18 protein-coding genes are annotated in these 21910 nt (G+C 41.9%); 7 read left to right on the top strand and 11 right to left on the bottom strand.

Annotated features, from left to right (window positions below; genetic code table 11):
* Window positions 1-192 precede the first annotated feature (192 nt).
* From V7K50_RS13910 to V7K50_RS13890, 5 genes are all read right to left on the bottom strand, one after another.
* Window positions 193-795 (bottom strand): hypothetical protein, encoded by a 603-nt coding sequence (locus V7K50_RS13910; RefSeq protein WP_334960864.1) that lies wholly within the window; start codon window positions 793-795, stop codon window positions 193-195.
* 45 nt (window positions 796-840) lie between these two features.
* A complete protein-coding gene (locus V7K50_RS13905; protein ID WP_334960862.1) occupies window positions 841-1866 on the bottom strand; it encodes a glucokinase in 1026 nt (341 codons plus the stop codon).
* A gap of 83 nt (window positions 1867-1949) precedes the next feature.
* On the bottom strand, window positions 1950-2597 hold the full coding sequence (locus tag V7K50_RS13900; protein ID WP_334960860.1) for a histidine phosphatase family protein: 648 nt from the start codon (window positions 2595-2597) through the stop codon (window positions 1950-1952).
* A 313-nt stretch (window positions 2598-2910) separates the two neighbouring features.
* Complete coding sequence (locus tag V7K50_RS13895; RefSeq protein ID WP_334960858.1) at window positions 2911-3474, bottom strand: Uma2 family endonuclease; 564 nt, start codon at window positions 3472-3474, stop codon at window positions 2911-2913.
* A 33-nt stretch (window positions 3475-3507) separates the two neighbouring features.
* Window positions 3508-4239, bottom strand: a complete 732-nt coding sequence (locus tag V7K50_RS13890) for an ABC transporter ATP-binding protein (RefSeq protein WP_334798801.1) — start codon at window positions 4237-4239, stop codon at window positions 3508-3510.
* Between the two features lie 1059 nt (window positions 4240-5298).
* On the opposite strand from V7K50_RS13890, the gene V7K50_RS13885 reads away from it, so the two are divergent.
* Window positions 5299-5547, top strand: coding sequence for a DUF1816 domain-containing protein (locus V7K50_RS13885; RefSeq protein WP_334960856.1), 249 nt, complete (start codon window positions 5299-5301; stop codon window positions 5545-5547).
* On the opposite strand, the gene V7K50_RS13880 is transcribed toward V7K50_RS13885, so the two are convergent.
* Window positions 5511-5906 (bottom strand): DUF3775 domain-containing protein, encoded by a 396-nt coding sequence (locus tag V7K50_RS13880; protein WP_334960854.1) that lies wholly within the window; start codon window positions 5904-5906, stop codon window positions 5511-5513. The two genes, V7K50_RS13885 and V7K50_RS13880, sit on opposite strands and share 37 nt — an antisense overlap.
* 392 nt (window positions 5907-6298) lie before the next feature.
* Between V7K50_RS13880 and V7K50_RS13875 the strand changes: the two genes are divergently transcribed.
* The 4 genes from V7K50_RS13875 to ribD all read left to right on the top strand — a co-directional run bounded on the left by V7K50_RS13875 (window position 6299) and on the right by ribD (window position 11416).
* Window positions 6299-8608, top strand: coding sequence for an NACHT domain-containing protein (locus tag V7K50_RS13875; RefSeq protein ID WP_334960870.1), 2310 nt, complete (start codon window positions 6299-6301; stop codon window positions 8606-8608).
* 182 nt (window positions 8609-8790) lie between these two features.
* On the top strand, window positions 8791-9024 hold the full coding sequence (locus tag V7K50_RS13870; RefSeq protein WP_334960852.1) for a DUF7219 family protein: 234 nt from the start codon (window positions 8791-8793) through the stop codon (window positions 9022-9024).
* Between the two features lie 602 nt (window positions 9025-9626).
* Entirely contained in the window at window positions 9627-10082 is a 456-nt protein-coding gene (locus V7K50_RS13865; RefSeq protein ID WP_334960850.1) for a response regulator, read from the top strand.
* 161 nt (window positions 10083-10243) lie between these two features.
* Complete coding sequence (gene ribD, locus V7K50_RS13860) at window positions 10244-11416, top strand: bifunctional diaminohydroxyphosphoribosylaminopyrimidine deaminase/5-amino-6-(5-phosphoribosylamino)uracil reductase RibD (protein WP_334960848.1); 1173 nt, start codon at window positions 10244-10246, stop codon at window positions 11414-11416.
* Window positions 11417-11450: 34 nt separating this feature from the next.
* Here ribD and V7K50_RS13855 read toward each other — a convergent pair whose 3' ends face one another.
* The 5 genes from V7K50_RS13855 to V7K50_RS13835 form a co-directional block, all read right to left on the bottom strand.
* Window positions 11451-11666: a hypothetical protein gene (locus V7K50_RS13855; protein ID WP_334960846.1), complete on the bottom strand. Its 216-nt coding sequence runs from the start codon at window positions 11664-11666 to the stop codon at window positions 11451-11453.
* A 386-nt stretch (window positions 11667-12052) separates the two neighbouring features.
* Window positions 12053-13891 carry a protein kinase domain-containing protein gene (locus tag V7K50_RS13850; protein WP_334960844.1) on the bottom strand — a complete coding sequence of 613 codons (1839 nt, stop codon included), beginning with the start codon at window positions 13889-13891 and terminating at the stop codon, window positions 12053-12055.
* Between the two features lie 201 nt (window positions 13892-14092).
* Complete coding sequence (locus tag V7K50_RS13845; protein ID WP_334960842.1) at window positions 14093-15025, bottom strand: hypothetical protein; 933 nt, start codon at window positions 15023-15025, stop codon at window positions 14093-14095.
* 64 nt (window positions 15026-15089) lie between these two features.
* Window positions 15090-16574, bottom strand: a complete 1485-nt coding sequence (locus V7K50_RS13840) for a galactose oxidase-like domain-containing protein (RefSeq protein WP_334960840.1) — start codon at window positions 16572-16574, stop codon at window positions 15090-15092.
* 859 nt (window positions 16575-17433) lie between these two features.
* The gene (locus V7K50_RS13835; RefSeq protein WP_334960838.1) at window positions 17434-18489 is read right to left on the bottom strand and encodes a hypothetical protein; all 1056 of its coding nucleotides are present in this window, start codon (window positions 18487-18489) and stop codon (window positions 17434-17436) included.
* Window positions 18490-18872: 383 nt separating this feature from the next.
* On the opposite strand from V7K50_RS13835, the gene V7K50_RS13830 reads away from it, so the two are divergent.
* Together V7K50_RS13830 and V7K50_RS13825 are read left to right on the top strand one after the other, a co-directional pair.
* Entirely contained in the window at window positions 18873-19703 is an 831-nt protein-coding gene (locus V7K50_RS13830; protein WP_334960836.1) for a DODA-type extradiol aromatic ring-opening family dioxygenase, read from the top strand.
* Between the two features lie 215 nt (window positions 19704-19918).
* Window positions 19919-21847, top strand: coding sequence for an alpha-amylase family glycosyl hydrolase (locus V7K50_RS13825; protein ID WP_334960834.1), 1929 nt, complete (start codon window positions 19919-19921; stop codon window positions 21845-21847).
* Window positions 21848-21910 lie beyond the last annotated feature (63 nt).

Here is a 21910-nt window from a genome sequence, read left to right as displayed (position 1 = left end):
CATTACTCATTACTCATTACTCATTACTCATTACTCATTACTCATTACTCATTACTCATTACTCATTACTCATTACTCATTACTCATTACTTATTACTCATTACTCTTTTTATTTGTCAGTCCCTTAAGCCTGATCAAGCTAGGTGAGCCAAGCAATTTATTACAAGCGCTAATATTATGTAGAAGTTTATTTCACTTTTTCAAAACTACATAGAAGGAATTTAAATACCCAGTAATGGTTTTAGCTAATGTCTTCTGCTGTTTTTTTGTAGTTATTGCCATTACTTGATATAGTCTTCCTTCGGCAACATACATTCTACTTATAGTGATTTTCCCTCCCGAATTGATGTATTTAATTTCTTTGCCAGGATGATTATTGGAACTACGAATGTTTCGTTGACTAATTAAATTACTTTTCGTAGTCTTTAAAGCCATATCTCGTGCATTATTAAGTACAGCCTGTGGGTCTGTGATTTGACCATAACTATAAGGAAAATCATTGTAAGCAACTAGATATGCTATTTGCTGTTTTGGTGGTTGAGCGACAAATATTTCTAAGGTAATTTCCCCCATGTAAGTTTTTTGGTATTCGGTATTTCTGTTGGGGTTTCCCGGCATCAAAATACTAAAGCGCCCATCTGGAGCGGTGAATAACTTCCATTGGGACTGCACGGGTTGAGAAACAGTTGGTTTAACAACAGCCACTGGCGGTTTAGCTTGACGCGCTTCCACAAGAATAGAGCCACCACAGACAAAGGTGGCAGCGATGAATGGCAACAGACTTTTAATTGTCATAAATTTTGCCTTTTGAGATGCTGATCTCACTGATGATGCCAGCTGTTATAACCTAGCAGCACATAAAGCAGCACCAATTAGCCCCACTTGGGTGTTGAGGATAATATACACGGGGATCTCTTCGAGGAGGCGGCGCATTCTACCTTTTTGGGTGAAATTTAATAAGAAACCGCTATTTTGGATTAAGGGCAAGATTTTGGGCGCAATTCCCCCAGCGATGTATAAGCCACCGTAAGGTAGGAGTTTCAGGGCGAGATTGCCGGCTTCTGCACCGTAAGCGTCGATAAATAATTGCAAAGTTTGTTCACAGAGGCGATCGCTACCTTCTAGTGCAGCAGTACCAATAGCCGCACCGGGATCAACGCTTTTCTCTTCTTGTCCTGCTTCTTGTTCCCAAGTTCTGACGATTTGGGCAATATCTGGTGATTCAGTGGCAAATTTGCGATCGCGCAAAAATTGATAAATTGCCACAATTCCCAGTCCAGAAACCACCCGTTCCACAGAAACGCGCTGGATATCATGTTTACCCAGCAGATATTTCAACAGTTGAAACTCGATTTCGTTCCGAGGGGCGAAATCAGCGTGTCCACCTTCTGAGGGAAAGACTTGATAGTTGTTTCCCTGTTTAATTAAAAATCCTTGTCCTAAACCTGTACCAGCACCAATAATTCCAATGGGGGCTTCCGGTTGAGATTTGCCAACTTGCAACCTCAGCAAGTCTTGTTTTTCTAAACCTAAAATGCCGTAGCCAACGGCGGCGAAGTCGTTAATCAAAGAAATGTGCGGGATGCCCAATTCTTCTTCTAGACGTTCGGTATCCAAGAACCAAGCCAAATTGGTGAGTTTGGCAGTATTTTTGACAACAGGCCCTGCGATCGCAAAACAAGCCTTTTCTGGTATCGGTGTATTCGCTTTCACCAAAAACTGCTGCACTATGGGTACTAAATCGGGAAAATCAGCACTGTGGTAACTTTCCTGATAAATAGTATGCAAACTTGGTGAATCTGATGTTTCAACCAATCGTAAAATAGTTTTCGTACCGCCGATGTCTCCTGCTAGTAACAAAGTCATAGAACTTATTCGCGAATTACTTACTTTTTTGTAGAATATACCCAAGGTATCAGAAGTCATGAACCCAAATATCTATCAGAGGTTTAAGCAAATCGAATAACTTCTTCTATGTGGGTTAAATGGGAAGTATCTCCCTTTAGTTCTAATAACCATTCTGGATCTTCGCGCACGACTTTCACCAGGGAACATAGAGAAGCCTTGACTTCAGTTTTGGCAATTTCCCCCACTAGCCCCATTGCTCCGCCCAACACAGATGCACCATGTGCCACTAGCAGGATATCCTCTGGAAAGAATTCAGTAGCTAAACATCTCGCAGTTTGCCCAGAACGTTCTCGCACTTTTTCGTGAGTTTCAGGATATTTGGCGGCGATGCGCGAAGTATAGCTGGTGTCAATTCTGGGGAATAATTTTGCTAACGCTGGAGTTGAAAGTCTTTCGGGTTCTTCTGTCATCCAAGCTGGATTTAGCCATTCACTCAAACCTATTTCCAATTTGATCGGTAACTTGAGAACTTCTGCAACTGCGTTTGCCGTTTGCACGGTTCGCAGGAAAGGAGAAGCAAAAATATGGCCAATATTTTCTTTTTTCAAACGTCTAGCTAACTGCTGTGCCTGCACCATCCCATCATCAGACAATGGTGGATCGTAGCGTCTTTCGGCAGTGAGAAACCAATCCGGGTTTACGAAATCGAGGCGGTTAGCGTGTCTTGCTATCCAGACAATTTGACTCATGGGTTTAATTATTCCGGTGAATAGAATTCGCCGCTAAACAAATAATAGATATCTGCAAGGAGGGCTATAAATATTAATATATTATGACAAAATCGTAATAATTATTAATAATACTAATGATTAGGAAAAGTTATCAGTGGCGTTAGTGTTAAGTAACTAGGCGTAAATAAATTAAAGTGAGTTCGACAAGTCTTATTTGACCTCTCCCCCAGCCCCTCTCCGACGCGGAGAGGGGAGCAAAAAGCGGAATTTTTCTTGCTCCTCCCTTTCCGTTTCGGAGAGCAAGCGAGAAGCTTGCTCTGATTAGGAAAAACTATAACTTCAACCATCCAAATAGTTGCCCTACAGTTAATTGAAAATCACTAACTAAATCTGGAACTGGTAATTTTTCTTGTTCTTCTTGTAAAAGTTCTGGTTGCTGCTTTGGTGGATAGACTAAAACAGAACGCTCATCTGGATCAATTAGCCAACCGAAGCGACTACCATGCTTTAAACAATGTAGAATATTTCCGGTTACTTTAGTCTGGCTTTGATCTGGCGAAAGAATCTCAATTGTCCAATCTGGATAAGTCTGGAAGACATTAGCGACATCTCCCCATTCATCTAAAGGAATCCGTTTCCAAGCAAACACAGCTACATCTGGCACAATTGAACGTCCGCCAAAAGTACACCGCAATTTTGGAAATGCAAGGGCAACTCTTTGAGGTTTTACCACATAATTGATATTACTGACTAGTTCACCCTGAAGAATACTATGTTTTCCCTGTGGCATTGGCTTTTCAATAATTTGACCGTTGATATATTCTGAGCTAGGTTTGGTTTCTGGTAGTTTTAAAAACTCCTCTAAGGTTAGAGGTTTAGTTGGTGATTTTACCATCTGCTTGTACCTCCAAAACTTTCATTTAATTAATTATCCTAAATAAGCTTTTTTAACTCGTTCATCACTAATTAATTCTGATGCCGCACCTGTTAAGGTAATAGAACCAGCTTCCAAAACATAACCGCGATCGGCAATTTGTAGCGCCAGATTAGCGTTTTGTTCAACTAATAGAATAGTAACCCCTGTAGCCCGGAGATTTTCAATAATTGAGAAAATTTCCCGAACGATCGCAGGTGCTAAACCTAAGCTAGGCTCGTCTAAAAGTAAAAGTTGTGGTTTACTCATAACAGCGCGAGCGATCGCTAACATTTGTTGTTCACCACCGCTAAGGGTTCCTGCTAGTTGATTGCGTCTTTGTGACAAGCGGGGAAATAGCTCAAATTGGCGCTGAATATCTGCTTTGATCTCGGCTTGATTGGAGCGAATATAAGCACCCAAAAGTAAGTTATCAAATACTGTTTGCCGCGCTAATACTCTACGTCCTTCAGGACAATGAGCGATACCAAGTTGTACAACTTCGTGAGTTTGGCGGCGGGTAATATGATGTCCATTATAGATAATCGCCCCACTCTGAGGATTAACTACTTTAGATATGGCGCGGAGTGTAGTAGTTTTACCAGCACCATTAGCACCAATTAGAGTAACTACCTCGCCTTTTTGAATAATTAAATTAATCTTTTTCAGAGCTTGGATACCGCCATAATTAACATCAAGTTCTTGAACTTCCAAAATTGTATAGTTTGGTTTACTATCGGCTTTCATCTGTGGTTTATATCCATAAATTTTGAATGCTGATTCACAATTTAATATACATCAATATCCAGTTTCAAACTACTGTGTAGAGGATGTTTGAAAAGTCCTGTTGTTGGTAGCAAAAAGTTTTAGATCCCCCTAAATCCCCCTTAAAAAGGGGGACTTTGGTTCCGGTTCCCCCCTTAAAAAGGGGGGTTAGGGGGGATCAAGAGGTGCTGAAAATCACAGCTAACCACTTTTCAAACAACCTCTTAGGCGCAAATAACTAAATATAGTGTAAAATACTTCAAGGATTCGGCAATACACCACAAACCGAATAAAAAATTTTAGATTGTCGCTCACAAGATGTTTCCATTGAGTCCTAACTCCTAAATTCTGCTAAATTTTAATTATTTAATTTTTTTTAGCTCATATAATACAACTTATACGCTATTCAATCCCTTGCTCAAACGCGATTTCTAACACTAGGATGTCATGCTATGAATAATTAGCAATTCCTCGATAAATATATAGATAGCGAATAATATCTGTGGAGTATAAAAAATATGACAATTTTCTCCTAAAAGGAGAGAGGCTTTGACTCTCCCTTACCGAAACGGCAAGAGGGGCTGGGAGGTTAGGTATATTTTATGTTTTTTAAGTTTGTTTCACTTAATCAATAACTTAGAGTTCTCTTATCAAGTAAACCTGAAGTAAGGTGCGTTATAGCTTTAGCCTAAGAGGATGTTTGAAAAGTAATTGGTTGTGATTTTAGGAACTTATCGATCCCCCCTAACCCCCCTTAAAAAAGGGGGGAACCGGAATCAAAGTCCCCCAATTTATCGGGTAGCCACTGCGCCCTTGCGGTTCCCCGACTTGTTCGCGCAGCGTCTCCCCTTGGGAGAAGCACGTGGCGTGGATTTAGGGGGATCTAGAACATTTTGCTACCAAGAAGAGGACTTTTCAAACAACCTCTAACGCACCCGACATTAATTTTCTTTTTACTTCATAAATTTTTAAGCACTAAAGTGCTGACTACAAACCCTCAAAACTAGATTAATCAAGTTCAATTAATCATTGGTATCCGTTATGAATTTATTTCAATCTAACGAGTCAGAGTTTGCTTGGTGGGTAGAAATTAACACCGCCGTTCCCCTATGTACATATTACTTTGGCCCTTTTGATAGTGAAAAAGAGGCACAACTTTATAGAAGTGGCTACGTGGAAGACTTATATCACGAAGAAGCCAGAGATATCATTGCAGTAGTCAAGCAATGTCAGCCTGATGTCCTGACGATTTTTCAGGATGAAGCAAAAGTCGAAATATCTACTTTTTGAAGCCCCTCTCGCAGATATTTTGCTAAAAGAGGTCTTTCGAGAATATAACTTGTTGCATGATTTTCAGGGATGATTTCCACTACTTTTTTAACGAAATGGGGAAAGTCTTCTAACTGTCCATGTGATATACCTCGACCAAGCCAGATCAAAGCTATTACCTCTGCTTTTTCTTCCTGGGAAAATTCGTCAATATATTTATATAATATGTTAACTGAACATCCTCCGGTCATGTTGAAACCTGCTAAATAATTAGACAATTTATCTACAAATGTTTCTGGTCGTTGTGTTCTTTCAGAACCATAAACTAATTCAGCAATTTTAATAACATTATATATTTTGTTAATTGATAATAGACCCATATTTTTATATTAAATTTGGAGTCAGTAAACACAAGTCAAAGAATATAAATAACTTAGCCATTTAAATGACTAAAAGCTGTTAAATAGAAAGATACATTGAGATTATAAATCTCTAGTTCCATTACTAGAGATTTATAATCTACCAAGTAACCCTTCAGCCTCTACTTAAACATTACAGATAAGTGCTTGAATTAAGGTATGTCAAAAGGTTGAAATGTATAAAATGAAGGTATAACGTTTGATTTCAATACAAAAATTTAAAAAATTGAGAGCGGCTCGGGAATTTTGTATAACTTTAAGTGAGTAGAATGTTGGTATCACAGAAAAAGCTATAGAATCGCAGATGTTAATAAAAGTTAAAGTCTATGATTTGAGGAGCAGAGTTTTTGTCTATGGTCAAGCGATCGCTCCAAGCATCATTCAATGGGATACAAGAGGCAAAAAGATCATTTGCCCGCAAGGGGTGGACACAAGACAATCTAGCAGCACAAGTTAACCTCAAGACTAGACAACCTATTTGGCGTTTTTTTAGTGGTCGTCCAGTAGAGCGTCATACTTTTATTGAAATTTGTTTGGTATTGTCACTGAATTGGCGAGAGGTTGCAATCAATCCCCCGATAGAATTCTTAGAACTAGAAGAATACCTCCGGTCTCCTGTGGTGAATATTGATAAATTAGTGCAACAAGTGCGATCGCAACGCTTCGACAAAATTCAATACCAGTGTGGTATTTTGCAGTTATTAGATATCAGCCGTCTCGTTGCGATCGATGATATATATATAGATGTGAATATTCTGGAGGAGATTGCCAGCCTTCAGCATTTAGAAATTACCGATTTGCAAAGCCTTGATCCCAAAGATTTTGACCGTTTTGGCTTAGGTGACGTTGACGAAAAACAAATACCTGGTACACAGGCAGTTGAAATCTACTCCCATCTCAGGGTGCTAGGCAAACCAGGAGTAGGTAAAACCACTTTTTTGCAACATCTCGCCATTCAGTGTAACCGAAACGCATTTGCGGCAAATCAGGTGCCAATATTCATCACACTCAGAAGTTTTGCCCAAGAGTCTAAGATTAGCAATGAGTTCAGCTTATTAAGGTACATCCACCAGGAATTTCTCACATCTGGAATTTCCGATGCCTCAGTCATCGAAACCTTGCTGAATGCAGGTAGGGTATTACTGTTGCTTGATGGCATGGATGAAGTTCTTAAGCAACAAAGCAATGCTGTTTTAAGCGAAATTCGGAGGTTTTCAGAAAAATATCACACAAATCGGTTCGTGGCCACCTGTCGAACAGCAGCTCAAAAACTCAGACTCCGAGGCTTTACCGATGTTGAAATTGCCCCATTTACCTTAGAACAAATCCGAGCCTTTGCTCAAAAATGGTTTGTGGTCTTTACCAAGACCAACATTGAAGATGGTCTAGCCGAGTCCGTTGAGTTTATTCAGAAGTTGGAATTAGCTGAAAATTGGGAATTTCGGCAAGTTGTCGTCACCCCCCTATTTCTGCATCTTGCCTGCTGGGTGTTTCACGGTCAAGATAAATTTCCGACTAAGCGGACTGACTTTTATAAGCAAGGTTTAGACCTTCTATTGGGTAAATGGGATGAAGCCAGAGGTGTTGAACGGGATCAGGTTTACCGAGGGTTTTTATTACCACAAAAGCTGAAGTTATTGAGTCAGATTGCCGCAGCGACATTTGAGCAAGGCCAGTACTTTTTTGAGCAGCGCGTCGTTGAGCAATACATTGGTGACTATATTCAGAATCTCAGCAATGTGCCAATGGATGCAGAAGAACTGCAAATCGAAAGCGAAGCAGCGCTGAAGTCAATCGAAGCTCAACATGGGCTACTGGCAGAACGGGCGCGGGGAATTTTTTCCTTCTCCTATCTGGCCTTTCAAGAATACTTCACAGCCAGGAAAATCGTTGCCAGCTATAACCTAGAAGCATTTGGGCAAGCGCTATCCGGTCTGGTGAGTCACATCACCGACCCGCACTGGCGCGAAATCTTCTTATTAACCGCTACCATGCTCAGGAGTGCAGACTCTCTAGTACAGTTGATGAAGCAACAGATTGATACACTGGTTGCCGAAGATGCTTATTTACAAGAGTTTTTGACCTGGGCTAGCCAAAAATCTCGCAGTATTCCTACCCCAAAAGATGCGACAGTTCGAGCATTTTACCTAGCTTTGAGTCGGACTCCTCACATAGCTTCGCACTTTGCCCTAGCCAGTAGCCTCGACCAGGGGATGTTTCTAGATGCGGCATTAGATGACTTGCTGACAAAGTGTGCAATTGATGGGAGTCAGGATTTTGCCCACATCCACGCCTGCGGAGAAGCGATGAGCAACATTTTGGGTATTGTTCTAGATGTTGGACTCCATAAATCTCTGGAAAAACTCTCTCACCAATTGCCAAATTCGGCTCAAAGTCAACAACGGTTTGAGTTATGGTCACAAACTAACTATTCAGCTTGGGCTGAACAGTTAAAGAAGACGGTGATTAATTATCGCAATATTAACCACGAGTGGCAGTTTAGCCCTGAGCAACAGCAAGTACTGCAACGCTACTATGATGCTAATCAGTTACTACTCGATTGCCTGCATAGCAATTGTGAAGTAACTGCTGCTATCAGGCAAGAAATTGAAGCCACCTTATTGTTGCCTCAAAAGGAACTTGAGGATAGGGAATGGCAATAGTTATTTTGGTTAATTCCTCAAAGAGGTGTAAAATTACTCCCCTTAATCCCCCCGTTTGGGGGAAACAAGAAATCTAGTTCCCTCCCCTTTCTAAGGGCAGGGTTAGGGTGGGGTAAAACCTTGGTTAATCAACCTGACAACGTACTCTCAAAGATATAGATTTTCACTATCAAGATTTTTATATGGATGACTACAATCAGGGAGATGAAAACAATTTTATCTACCACGTATATCTGGGTAAATTCACACCCCAGAGCTTTCTATTCAATGCTAATCTTCAGGAATTTTCTCAAAGAGTCGATTACATCTCCAATTTACACAATGAAGAAAAACTTTCTTCACAGGAGTGCTACGAGGAAATTGAGTTACTCTGGCAGCAGTTAACACAGAGCTTTAAGGCACTAGAAAGTGAATAATTACCCCGCGATCCTTTAAAAAGTTTTGCTACGTTTTGTGTCGTAGTTAATCAAATCATTTAGCAAATCAAACAACACCCGCTCATAGTACAAGAACAAAACCTAATAGTTGTAACCATTAAGTGGTTCTCTGCTAACTTTTATCGAACAGAATAAAGGTGCCAGTCGTCAGAATTCAGCAATGTTTTCTGACCGAAAAAGCGGATAGCGCGGGCGGCCAGCGAGTCTTCTCCCTTGCCGCTAGCCTCTCTCTTTGGGAGAAGGGGAGACGCTTTAGGTGAATTCTAGTAATAAATTTACCATAGCCGTTGGTTTCGACTACTTCGACTTCGCTCAGTACAAGTTCGCTCAACCAACTGAGTGGCCGAGAGTTGAGCGACTTGTGCCGAGCCTGTCCTGAGCGTAGCCGAAGGGCGGAGCCGAGGTAAGTCGAAACTCGTAAACATGGTATTTTTTTAATCAGAAATCACCTTAGCGCAACGAGCGTCTTGATTCTGATTCCTGAATTCTTCTTCAATTGACCTTTCCGGTTATCTCGTCTCTTTAAGGCTACGGATTTTTCAGATCACTTTGCACTTAAAGTCCTAATCGTAGGTCTTATTATGAATTTAATCAATGACTTTTGCTTGGCAGTTGGGATACTCAAAGGTGTACAAGTACTCGTTGTAGACAACGATGGCGATAGTAGAGATTTGTACGCATTTTTACTGAAAGACTTGGGCGCAAATGTGGTTACTGCTGGTTCAGTAAAAGAAGCTTTAGAAATCCTGAGTTGTTTTACACCCAACGTCATTGTCAGTGAAATTAGGTTTTTAGGTGAAAGTATTTATACATTGCTAAAGACATTGAATGCTATGGAAGCTGACAATGGCAATCATATCCCAATCATTGTGACTTCAACCTCTACCATAGGTACATATCACCAAATTCCAGACGTAGAGTTTGAAGAATATTTACTTAAGCCATTAGACCTTGACAAATTTGTTTCCATGATTACAAATCTAGTACAGAAAAATGTGGCAGAAATTTTTCACCATGATTTAGTAGTTTTACAATAAGTAGGTGGGCGTAAATAAATTATTAATTTTGAAATCTGCTAAAGTTTCAGTTACCCTGAACTGTAATGTAAATATTACTGTTTAATTATCAGGATAAAAGCGCGATTCTCTTGTGGAGAGGCGGCGCGATCGCGTGCAGAATATTTACATTGCCTAAAATTATGGATAATTCCCCAGTGTTCGCTCAAGCAGACGCATCCTTAGTTGGCTCGAATTCACTACCAAAGGAAAAGGTAGGAACTGACTTTGACTCTCGCATGATGTTACGGTGTTTAGAACTTGCTCGCCGCGCTTTAGGACAGACTTCGCCAAATCCCCTAGTGGGAGCGGTGATTGTCAAGGATGGCGAGATTGTAGGCGAAGGGTTTCATCCTCGCGCAGGTGAGCCTCATGCAGAAGTGTTTGCTTTGAAAGCAGCAGGGGATCATTCTCGTGGTGCAACAATCTATGTGTCACTTGAACCTTGCAATCACTACGGGCGTACTCCCCCTTGTTCGGAAGGATTGATTGAAGCAGGGGTGGCAAAAGTCGTAGTGGGTATGGTTGATCCCAATCCATTGGTAGCTGGAAGTGGTGTTGCTCGTTTACGGGCGGCGGGGATCGAAGTGCTAGTTGGTGTAGAAGAAGCAGCTTGTTATCAGCTAAATGAAGCTTTTGTGCATCGCATTCTCTACAAGCGACCTTTGGGAATTTTAAAATATGCCATGACTTTAGATGGCAAAATCGCTACTACCTCTGGTAATAGCGCTTGGGTAACAAGCCAAGATGCCCGCAAGGAAGTACATCAACTGCGGGCGGCTTGTGATGCCATAATTGTCGGCGGTAATACAGTCCGCCAAGATAATCCTTACTTAACTAGCCATCAAGTGGGGGCACATAATCCCCTGCGGGTGGTGATGAGTCGCCATCTCAACTTACCGGAAAGTGCCCATCTGTGGCAAACTGCCGATACTGCAACTTTGGTGTTGACACAGAAAGGGGCTAACCCCGATTTTCAAGAACTGTTGCGAAAACTTGGTGTGGAGGTGGTGGAATTAATATCACTGACACCAGATAAGGCGATGGCGTACTTATATGAACGGGGGTTTTGCAGCGTGTTATGGGAATGTGGTGGTACCTTAGCTGCTAGTGCGATCGCTCAAGGAGCTGTGCAAAAAGTTTTAGCATTTATTGCCCCGAAAATCATTGGTGGTAGCATTGCTCCCACACCAGTGGGCGATTTAGGTTTGACTACCATGACTGAGGCGTTGTCTTTAGAACGTGTTCGTTGGCGTTTAGTCGGCTCTGACTGCTTAGTGGAAGGTTATTTTCCCCAAAAAGCCAATAGTCAATAACGAGAAAGATTCTGAATTCTGAATTTAGCGATCATCAACACTGACGTTCATGGGCAAGATCGCGTATCAGGGCTAGCCGAGATTGAATGTAGTGGCACAGATAATCAGTTTCGTTAGAATCTAACAAGACTTGCGTTTCGGTTTGTTTCACTAACCACTGCACTAAGCTAGCATCATCCAGTTGTAAGAGGAGCTTGGCTTGAGCGGTTTCAACCACTGACCAAAGCTGACGCATGATTGTAGGAGTCATCAGACCTCAATTGAATAATTTAGCTTTGCTGTCTTTAGATTACACAATTGCGATCGCAATTGACGACATAAATGTAGAAGCTGAGACAAGTATTATTAAAAACTTAATAATGCTATTTATAACTTTATGAAGATTAAGAATTAAATTAGGGAATGGGGAATGGGGATTGGGGAATGGGCATGGGAAAGATAGATTTTCATTAGTTTAGTTACAAAACCTAGAAAACGAATGCACCAATTCTAAAAACTGGGTTTTTGTGCTTGGGAAGACTGAAATTATCTTGATTGTAGCCCAATAAAGAAAGTTTTGTAAGCACTATATTGAATACGGAATCTGTCTTTTAGGATACAAAAATTTAACTTTTTAAAACAACTTTTTCCAGTAAATTAACACTGCTTGGCTGTAGATGGACTCACAAAATCATGTAAATCTACATCCCAAATGCTAATGTAAATAAAATCACATTCTTGGCGGATAATCTGACCCTTGACTGAGCCATTTTCAAAACTAAAATTATCAGACTGACGCTGTTGTACCTGTTTAAGTCCCTGCTTAATTTCTTCAGTGGCTTGCCCATTTAACATTCCATTTAAGGTAGTCTCCATTACCTGCGGATCTACCGATTGGGCAAAAGATACCTCAGTTTGACGCAGCACTTTAGAGTTACGATCAAATAAATAGCCAAGGTCAATTTTGTTTGGCACAAGTTTGTAAACCACAGCCCGAGTCTTACCCCATGCGCCTCGCAAATCTTGATTTGGTTTGCCGAGGCTAGCTTCTACAATGTTTCTTCCTGTACCTGTAGGAAATGCGGGAACGCTTTCTTTACTCATAGTGGCAGCTAATTTACTGCGCGGTTTGTTTTGTGGGGTGGAACGCGCTTCGGGTGTAGGAACTGCCCTTACCTCATTCTTTGGTTCTGGCTGTGGTGTAGATACTGCTTCTGGCGATGGAGTATCTAAAATTACAGGCTCTTTTTTGGGCTGTGGGATCGATATAACTGGGGGCTTATAGGTGGGCAAAGGATCGGCAATTACTGGCTGCTGTGGTGGCGATATCGGTATAACTGAAACTGGAGAAGTTTGGGAAGAAACAGGCGGTTCGGGAGATGGAGGAGTGGAAGGCAAAGATTCGGGCGATGGGGCGGGACTTGTGGCAATAGTTGTTTCTGGTTGTTGCTGACGAGTCATGCTAGAAAATGCTACTGCACCAATCAAACCACCTATAAGCAAACTACCAACAATCACAGCAGGTTTTTGCCAATTTCTACCAGAGGAATACCCTGAAATCACAGAGTTTTTTTGCGGTGAATATAATGGCTGGGTTTGTCGAGTCGGTGTAGCGGTGGGAGAAAAGTTGACTGTAGAAGTATTTGCAGTTGACTCAGGAGGTATATTCTGAGCAGACTGCAAGGCATACAGCATTTTACTAGCAGTGCTGTAGCGATCGCCAGCATGAGGCTTAATTGCCTGATTAAGTACCAATGCTAATTGGGAAGAAACATCAGGGGCGTGATCTTGCCAAAGTATTTCGCCAGTTTTTAGATCAGTTTGCAATTCTTGGGGGTGTTTGCCAGTTAACAGATAAATCGCCGTTAAACCTAAGCTGTAGATATCAGTGGCGTAAACTGGGCGGCCAACAGCTTGTTCGCTAGGCATATATCCAGGCGTACCAATAACGAGCGATCGCGTCGGGTATCCTGGAGAACTCACCACCGAACGGATTGTTTCTTTGACTGCACCAAAATCAATCAAAACAGGCTTACCATCAGCAGAACGGAGAATGATGTTATCTGCCTTGATATCGCGGTGAATAATCCCTTTGCTGTGGACATAATCTAAAACTGAAAGCAAACTCAAGAGAATTTGCCGAACAGCAGTTTCACTCTCAAATCCTTTGGCTTCGACAATTTTTGTCAGGGTTTGGCCGTGAATCCATTCTTGGACGAGGTAAAATTGCCCATTCTCAGAAAAGTAGGCGTAAAGTTTAGGAATTTGGTTACAACTTTCACCCAAATACTCTAAGGTTGCTGCTTCTCGTTCAAAGCGCTGTTGGATAAGTAGGTAAGTTTGCGGATCATTACTGGTTATCGGTTTGAGTTGCTTGATCACACAGCGACGGCGAGAAGGCAGATGGACATCTTCTGCGAGAAAGGTTTCGCCAAACCCACCAGCGCCAATTACCTGGATAACTTGATAGCGATTGTTCAGCAGGGTTATTGTCATGACAAATTATAAGCGACCCAGTGCGGAGCCGGAGATTTCCTCTCTTCTCTGGGCTTGTCGTCAGACATCACCCTTTCCAAATGTACATCAGATAAGTTAGTTGATGAAGTGAACTACTCCTAGTTGCCTTCGGCTGAACTAGGAGCTTCTGTAATCACAGGGGAGTGCCTAATTTGTTGTCAGTCCCTAAGTCAATTCCTTCTAGCCACGAACAAGGGTAATCTGAGCAGTGTCAAAGTCTTGTAGCCGAGTCATGTTTCCACTGTTCTTATCTACGCTATACACAGCATTAGGTGACTCATATCTCATCGCTCCAAAGGCGAGGAGTTGACCTGTTGCAGAGCAAACTAAGCTTTGTAAGCCATTATTCCATGCTTTACCATCAAATTTCAATTGTGCCAGTCTGATTGGCTTTTTTTGATTTGAATCTAGCTGCACCAGAGTTGTATCACCATCGAATCCAAGTAAAGAGGTATAGAGTTTTCCATCTGGGCACTCAGCTAGATTGCTAACCCGCTCATCGTTCGGGAATTTAACCTTACTAATAGAACTTATCTCTCCTGTTTGAAGGTTAATATCTACCAATCTGATCGGTGGTGTACCGTTCTTGTTACCTACTAGAGCGATAAGTCGCCCATCATTAGTGCCTAGCAAGCTCCCAAGCTGTTGATTCTCTTTAAGTCCTGAGACGATCAAAGTTTTTACAGGCGTACCCAAAAATGTAATGCGAGTAGGTGTCGCTTCTCTCCTGCTAATGCTAAGAGGAGTAATGGCTACAACAAGTGTGCCATCGCTTAAAGAAGTAAAGCCACTCAATATCTCATTAGGCTCTACTAAAGGTGTACTTTTATCCACAAGTACCTGAGCCTTTCCTGTCATTAAGGATTGCAAAACAAGTCCTAGAGGCTTAATATCTCTGGGTACACTCTTTGAGGCAGTGCTATTAAACTCAGTGGTGTTTCCCTCTGGAATCACCTTTTGGTCAGTGGTGATGATAGAGCTAGAACCGATACCGACAATATTTAAACTTGGTGTTTGGCCTAAAGCTTTGTTGGTTACATAACTAAGCCCAGATACTACACTTCCAGCAAGTACCAACTGGCCAAATTTCCGACGTGAGAGTTTGTAACTCATATTTCTACTCCTAGAATTAATGACTTTTATTAAGTAGCAGTGTATTGAACATAAACGGGTAAGGCTAAGATATTTGCGTCCAGGTTGCTACTGAGGGTGTCCCATTGTTGTCACTAATAAAAAGCATGTACCAGCCTGGTGGTGCGATGTTTCGATTGGTTGTTACCGTGACATTGAGAGAAGTAGCGTTCCTAAAATTAATTGGTAGATCCACTAACCTTTGTTCTGTATCGCAGGAGTGGGTGGTTGCCATTGGTCTAATCAGACTAACCCATTTAATATTTCCAGCCTGGGGTGTCTGAATCGTAAATTGCAGCCCGTAGCTCAATGTTTGAGGAGCGCTCCGAATAATTGGCCGTGACCGCGACATATAGGCGGGACTGTAGATTTCTAATCGCAGTTCATTGACAGTCCGTTGAGGATTACCCCCAGCTGTAACTACCCTACCATCTGGCAGAAGTAAAGCTATGGAGTGATATACACGGGGGACACTTTGTTTAGCTACTGGTGTCCAAGTATATGTGGGTGGATTGAAGATTTCTGCTGGCAGCATTGATTGTGTTGTGTCCTCATTCATTTTGCTACCATTGCAAACAAACACTGTGCGATCGGGTAACAAAACTGCACTCAGATGCATCCGAGAATATTTGAGATACCTTGATGGTACGTAAGTTGGGTTAGTAGCTTTTAGATTTACAAGATTCACCCTGTTTGTTGCCGTAGTCGCATTACCCCCACCCATAATCATTACTACTTGGTCTTGTGCAGGTGGTAAAAGCACACTGGCAGCTTGATTACCGAAATCTGGGTTTTGCAACCCTGGCACCATTTTTTCTTTAATGGATTGTGTAAATGTCCCTGGCAGGGTTAATATCCTCGGCGCACTCACTCCACTGCCCATCTGGGCACCTGAATAAAAGATGTTTCCATTACTTAGTAGAAACAATTGTGGGTATGACTTGAAGGCACTAGTTGCTGGAAAAGCATTCCAACCATTTGCAAATGTAGAAGAATAAATTTCTGGTTGTATGTTGAGCTTGCCATGTATATCATACCCAGACACTGCTAATATCCGACCATTGCTTAGTGTTAACACAGTCGGATACCAGCGGCCATTATTCATTGATGGCTTGTTGATCCATTTCTCGGTAATGGGATCAAACATTAGAGCAAAGGGTGAACCATAGAATGGATCGTAGTGCAGAGTTCCACCCGCAACCATTAACATCCCATCAGGGGTGAAGGAGTGACCGGCGCAAAAAAGGTCAATAGGTTGATTATTACTATCCAATGGAGGCGCTTGATGGGAAAAGGTTCCCTTGTTTACATCCCAAACCACACTGTCATAGGGAGTATTTAAGCGACTGGGATCATTACCTGAGCCACAGAAAAATAGTATTTTACCAGTATGAAGTAGAGCAGCATGTATAGGTAGGATTGGGGCTTGGTACGGCAATACTTCCCATTTGTCTGTGGTAGTAGCCTGAGCGATAAAAGTCCCTAAATCCGTTTCCTCTTGAAGGTTCCTTGTGTTCTTAGTTTGAATCACTTTATTTACAATAATTCCTACGTGAATTTTCTTTTTTGTTCTTTCTTTCAGTAATTTTTTTCCAAGTCTAGATATATACCTTTTTAGGTTGACTTAATATAAAGAAGTAATGTTTTTACAACAAGATAATGTAAACTCAGGTGTTTTTTATTTCCGATCCTTTTTTTGCGGTGACATTAACAATGCAAGCCAATGCATTAACAATGCCAGCCAACGCATTAAGCTAAAACACATCTAATTTGCATATTAAAATTTTCTCAATATCTTGTGGGGTGGGCATCTTGCCCGCCCTGATTATGCAACTTGAACGCCGATTAGCTTAACAATGCATTGGCTTGCCAAATTTAATTCGCTACGAGATTAATGCAAAGTTGTACTAAGTAGAGCGGTATAAATAGGACTTACGCACTGTACAAAAGAATTATGTTGTCTATCAACGTAAATACGTCGTTTCAGGTTTTTATGAATCATTCTGTTGGGAACTCCAACAAATAAATTATCCAATCTTGTGGGGTGGGCAATATGAGCGCCCAATTTATAGGACGGGCGAGACACCCATCCCACAAGAAATATTAGGATCTTTTATTACTTGCAAGTCCCTTTGATGGTAAGTAGACTCCCACGGTAGGGGCAATTCATGAATTGCCCCTACGACAAATGTGGTTTTTCAAATCAGCCATATTTGCTCTTTCCTGTCAAGGCGTAAGTCCTAGTAAATAATTAAAGGTTTGTAGTGAGCGGCTCCAGTCTTCGCTTAAGGGCTAAAATCCTCTCTACGAGACGCTACGCGTAGCAAGATCCCCGAAGGGGTAGACTACGAACTAATCTCAAGATTTTTACATTACTTCACTTCACTTAATTAACTGAACTCTATAGTCTCAACAAACTCTAAAATACTCTCCTTGATATCTTCGGCTTCTTCTTCAACAGAATCGGGAGTTTCGCCGTCAAGAAAGCTGTGCTGACTACTAACTATATACAAAAATTCACCATTGATAAAGGTGAGCAGCCCCCGATATGCATCTAATCTGATTGCAGTTCCATTATTTTCTTGTTTAGAAATCGTGGAACCTTTGGGCATATCAATTAACACGTAGTAAGCGCCTCGCAAAGTATTTTCTAGATATTCGGTATACTCTACAGAAGCCTCTGGGACATTGGCAAAAATCGCTTGGGGTATATACTTGTTTACTAAGATTGTTTGTAAATATTCTTCCTGTCCAATAGATTCTAATTCTTCTAACTGTTCTAAGGGGAAAGGATAATAATCGATTCTCAGCAAAGTACCGATGTCATCAGAAAAGCCAACTACTCCTTCCTGACTCTGAATTCTACCGCCCTGCTGCGGATCAACCGGAATCGGCACTGAAAAATTATTTAAGGGAGATTGATATGTCTGTTCGGTAAAATCTTCTATGATTACGGTTTCATCATCATCTTCGTCGTCTGTATATTCTTCATTCTCTGCTTCTTTAAAGGCTGCAATTACCTCCTTAATAATTTCCTCTGCTTCTTCATCCTCCAGTTCTAAAGCTGCTTGTAGTTTTTTAAGGTAGACTTGTTTTGATTTGGGGATGGCAAGATCATCGTCCAAAAGCACTATTACCCCAGCAGCAAAACCATCCAGCACTAACTCATCTGAGAGAGATACTTTAGCGACATTAAACAGAGGCCCAATTCCCTCTTGTTCGGCAATCAAGATGAGTCGATCAACTATTTCGGTGATTTCATCTTCTGAGTATTCCTCGAAAACCTCGAATTCCCAGAGGATACCCGCCAAACTTTCTGCATCTACATCTTCAATCAATGAATCAGCGATCGCAGTGACAGTTGCGATCGCCGCCACCGCTTCTTCTGGACTTAGTGATTCCTCTGATGTCTTTGGTGAGTTAAAAACCTTGTCATATTTAGTCATAATTGCTACCTAAATTTAATTCCTTGATACTAATAACAGATTGAAGGTGACAATGGTCAGTTTACCAATGGAGCGAATCTTCTAGAGAAAAAGTTGGTTAATACGTTAAAAATTGAGAAGCAATGTTGCAATCAAACTTCGGAACTGATTGTAGCAATGCGATCGCACCTAAAATCACGAAAGCACCTCACCTTCGCTGGCAAGCGTCTTGCAATTTTTAACTTATAATTTTTAATTTTTAATTGGAGCGATCGCGCAGCGTCTCGTAGAGAAGCGACTTGACGGTAGGGGCAATTGATGAATTGCCCCGACACCGTATAGTGTTGCGTAAGTCATACAATCAAAAAGAAATTGAGAACTCAAGAAGTTAAGGATAAGTACTCATGACGACAAACAAAACTCACCATGAAATTTCCCTCCCAACTTACTTTATTTCCCACGGGGGCGGACCCTGGCCGTGGTTAAAGTCGGAGATGCCGGGATTTGATCAACTTGAAGCGTCTTTGCAAGAAATGTCGAGGGAGATCGGCATAACCCCCAAGGCAATCCTCATGATCTCTGGTCATTGGGAAGAACGTGACTTTACAGTGATGACGAGTGCTGCCCCTGGGATGCTCTACGACTACTCTGGATTCCCCGAACACACATATCACATCAAATATTCTGCACCAGGGTCGCCGCAAATAGCCCACCAAGTGCAAGAATTGTTGGAGAAAGCGGGATTTCAGACGCGTTCCGACAACTCTCGTGGGTTTGATCATGGTGTCTTTGCCCCTCTGGTAGTAGCTTACCCAGAAGCAAATGTCCCAGTGCTTCAGCTATCGCTTCGCAGAGACTATGATCCAGCAGCTCATCTGGCAGCTGGTAGGGCACTTGCTCCTCTAAGAAAGGAGGGAGTGCTGATCGTTGGCAGTGGACTTAGCTATCACAACTTGAGACAGATGGGACCACAGGCAAGTGTGCCCTCCCATGAGTTTGACGAGTGGCTGACTGATGCTGTTTGCGGATTGAAGTCGGAGGAAAGAAACCTGAAACTACTCAACTGGAGCAACGCGCCCTCAGCTCGCCTAGCCCATCCCAGGGAGGATCATTTAATCCCGCTCTTAGTGGCTGTTGGTGCGGCAGAAACAGAGCCAGGCGATCGCTTTTATCATGAGGATGCATTTATGGGTGGGGTAGCTGTTTCCAGTTTTCGCTTTGGTAAATTTTGGTGATGGAGCAATTATCCTTAATAACTGGTATATTCCGTTGTTTTTACCCTCTAGCAGATGAATTATATCTATGGATAGAATTATAAACTAGCTAGCGATAGATACCTATGCCGTGGGCAGGATGTCACAATACCGAAGTTTGTAGCAACACACAATAGTCAAAATGTTGTAGTGTTGGTTCTACAAATGTGACATTACATGAGATTTTGAGTTTTTTTATGGTAACAACCCCTCCATCCCAGTTTTCACGAGATCAATACAAAGTTGATTCTGTACAAGAAAAAGTAGACGCTATTATAGAAACCCCACCATCGGAAACTGAGATTGATTTAGAGTTTCTTTACACCAGAGATATTGAATTTCGTCAAGAAACCATTTATTTTCTGGTAGTTGATCGCTTTTATGATGGCGATCAAGATAACAGTGAAGGTGCAAATTCAGAATTATACGATCCAACTAGACAAGAGTGGGGTAAGTACTGGGGTGGCGACTTGCAAGGTGTCATCGATAAGTTAGACTATCTTAAAAACATGGGAGTTACTGCCCTTTGGCTAACTCCACTATTCGAGCAGGTAGAAGAGTTATTTATTAGCAATGCAGCGATGCATGGCTATTGGACAAAAGACTTTAAACGGATTAATCCCCGCTACATTGCTGATGGAGAAAATCCTTCTTTAAATGCTACTCAAGAAGAAAAAAATACGACCTTTGATCGGTTAGTTACAGAACTGCACAAGCGGAATATGAAGCTGGTGCTAGATATTGTCTGCAACCATAGTAGCCCTGATACCAGTGGTAGCAAAGGCGAATTGTTTGATGATGGGGTGAAAATTGCTGACTTCAATGATGATGTCAATAATTGGTATCACCACTATGGCGAAGTGCAAAACTGGGAAGACGATTGGCAAGTACAAAACTGTGAACTATCTGGTCTAGCAACCTTTAACGAAAACAATACAGAATATCGGCAGTATATCAAGTCAGCCATTAAACAATGGCTAGACCGGGGTGTAGATGCACTGCGGGTGGATACTGTCAAGCACATGCCGATCTGGTTTTGGCAAGAATTCACTGGCGATATGAGCAATCACAAACCAGATGTATTTATTTTTGGTGAATGGATTTACAGTAATCCGAGTGACGATCGCTCGGTGGAATTTGTTAACCACTCAGGGATGACACTTCTAGACTTTGGGTTGTGTGTGGCAATTCGAGCTGCACTGGGACAAGGTTCAGAAATGGGATTCCAGACAATTCAATACATTTTTGATCAGGATTATCGCTACAACGGCTCAACAGAGCTAGTTACCTTCATCGATAACCACGATATGTGCCGCTTCCAATCGCTGAACCCCGATCCAGCGATGTTGAAAGTAGCGATCGCCTTAATTATGACATCTCGCGGCATTCCCTGCATCTATTACGGCACAGAACAATATCTGCACAACGATACCGACGGCGGTAACGACCCATACAACCGCCCAATGATGGAAAATTGGGATACTGAGAGTGAGATTTATCGCTGCATCCGGCTGCTGTCCGGCTTACGGCGACTGAATCCAGCCGTATCAATGGGTAGCCACTGGCAAAAATACTTAACACCCGATGTTTACTGCTATGTCCGCCGCTATCGTGACTCTTTGTGTTTTGTCGCTTTAAATCGGGGAGGAGAAGTTACTCTCCCAGAAGTAGAAACAGAATTACCCGATGGCGAACATACTTGCGTGGTGACTCGCAATAAATATGAAGTCAAAGACGGCAAAATTTATAATCTGGTATTAGAAGAACGGGGAGTGCTGGTTTTCAGCCACGTTGGCGAACGAATCAAAGCCCAGACAATTGTCCGCGTCCAACTAAATGGCGTGGATACCCAACCCGGTGAAATCATAGTGGTGACAGGAGATTGCCCAGAGTTGGGTAACTGGGATATCAGCAAAGCCTATCCTTTAGAGTACATCAACTCCAATACCTGGTCTGCCGAGATTCCCTTTGATGAGAGTGCTGGTAAGCTGATTACTTATAAATATGCCATGTGGCGGGAAGGGCGATCGCCTCTGCGCGAAAATCTGGTAACTCGCCGTTGGGTGATTGCCAAAGAAGGTACCGTTAAATGGCGTGATACCTGGGCATCGGGAAGAGAATCATAGAGGGGAAAATTCCAAGTCTCTCTCCTTGTAGGAGAGAGATTTTCCAGATACCGTAAAAAGTCA

Source organism: Nostoc sp., from assembly GCF_036917135.1.
Taxonomy (GTDB): Bacteria; Cyanobacteriota; Cyanobacteriia; order Cyanobacteriales; family Nostocaceae; genus Nostoc.
The sequence above is the reverse complement of the archived record's forward strand: the minus strand, read 5'-3'. Positions and strand labels throughout refer to the sequence as shown.

Excerpts from the sequence above, each read along its gene's own strand:
- V7K50_RS13890 (WP_334798801.1), bottom strand. The coding sequence starts at position 4,239 with ATGAAAGCCGATAGTAAACCAAACTATACAATTTTGGAAGTTCAAGAA.
- V7K50_RS13845 (WP_334960842.1), bottom strand. The coding sequence starts at position 15,025 with ATGAGTTACAAACTCTCACGTCGGAAATTTGGCCAGTTGGTACTTGCT.
- V7K50_RS13830 (WP_334960836.1), top strand. The coding sequence starts at position 18,873 with ATGACGACAAACAAAACTCACCATGAAATTTCCCTCCCAACTTACTTT.
- V7K50_RS13855 (WP_334960846.1), bottom strand. The coding sequence starts at position 11,666 with ATGACTCCTACAATCATGCGTCAGCTTTGGTCAGTGGTTGAAACCGCT.
- V7K50_RS13875 (WP_334960870.1), top strand. The coding sequence starts at position 6,299 with ATGGTCAAGCGATCGCTCCAAGCATCATTCAATGGGATACAAGAGGCA.
- V7K50_RS13850 (WP_334960844.1), bottom strand. The coding sequence starts at position 13,891 with ATGACAATAACCCTGCTGAACAATCGCTATCAAGTTATCCAGGTAATT.
- V7K50_RS13880 (WP_334960854.1), bottom strand. The coding sequence starts at position 5,906 with ATGGGTCTATTATCAATTAACAAAATATATAATGTTATTAAAATTGCT.
- V7K50_RS13865 (WP_334960850.1), top strand. The coding sequence starts at position 9,627 with ATGAATTTAATCAATGACTTTTGCTTGGCAGTTGGGATACTCAAAGGT.
- V7K50_RS13870 (WP_334960852.1), top strand. The coding sequence starts at position 8,791 with ATGGATGACTACAATCAGGGAGATGAAAACAATTTTATCTACCACGTA.
- V7K50_RS13885 (WP_334960856.1), top strand. The coding sequence starts at position 5,299 with ATGAATTTATTTCAATCTAACGAGTCAGAGTTTGCTTGGTGGGTAGAA.
- ribD (WP_334960848.1), top strand. The coding sequence starts at position 10,244 with ATGGATAATTCCCCAGTGTTCGCTCAAGCAGACGCATCCTTAGTTGGC.
- V7K50_RS13910 (WP_334960864.1), bottom strand. The coding sequence starts at position 795 with ATGACAATTAAAAGTCTGTTGCCATTCATCGCTGCCACCTTTGTCTGT.
- V7K50_RS13895 (WP_334960858.1), bottom strand. The coding sequence starts at position 3,474 with ATGGTAAAATCACCAACTAAACCTCTAACCTTAGAGGAGTTTTTAAAA.
- V7K50_RS13905 (WP_334960862.1), bottom strand. The coding sequence starts at position 1,866 with ATGACTTTGTTACTAGCAGGAGACATCGGCGGTACGAAAACTATTTTA.
- V7K50_RS13900 (WP_334960860.1), bottom strand. The coding sequence starts at position 2,597 with ATGAGTCAAATTGTCTGGATAGCAAGACACGCTAACCGCCTCGATTTC.
- V7K50_RS13825 (WP_334960834.1), top strand. The coding sequence starts at position 19,919 with ATGGTAACAACCCCTCCATCCCAGTTTTCACGAGATCAATACAAAGTT.
- V7K50_RS13835 (WP_334960838.1), bottom strand. The coding sequence starts at position 18,489 with ATGACTAAATATGACAAGGTTTTTAACTCACCAAAGACATCAGAGGAA.